This window comes from Peribacillus sp. SIMBA_075 (genome assembly GCF_046534585.1).
Window position 1 is genome coordinate 1 of sequence record NZ_JAWRYN010001023.1, and the last position, 256, is coordinate 256.

Sequence of the window (256 nt, forward strand, 5' to 3'; positions counted from 1 at the left end):
CTAGATGTTTCGAGATCCCAAATCCTTATGTTCGGATATTCCGCCTCTATTAATTTAATAACATGTGATCCAATCCCTTTTCCTTGATAATTAGGATCAACAAAAATACGATCAATTCGACCGTATGACTTACCAGAGATCGTAACTATAATACCCCCGATTATTTCTTTATCCATTATCACATTAAAAGAATCGAGTTCTTCAATCGAATATTTCATCATTTCAACTGAAGAATAACCTGGTGGTTGAATGTTAT

The 256-nt window shown here is 33.6% G+C and carries 1 protein-coding gene; it reads right to left on the reverse strand.

Annotation, left to right across the window (positions count from 1 at the left end):
• Positions 1-256, reverse strand: a 256-nt coding sequence (locus SB775_RS31395) for a GNAT family N-acetyltransferase (RefSeq protein WP_410865189.1), incomplete at both ends; no start/stop codon positions are given.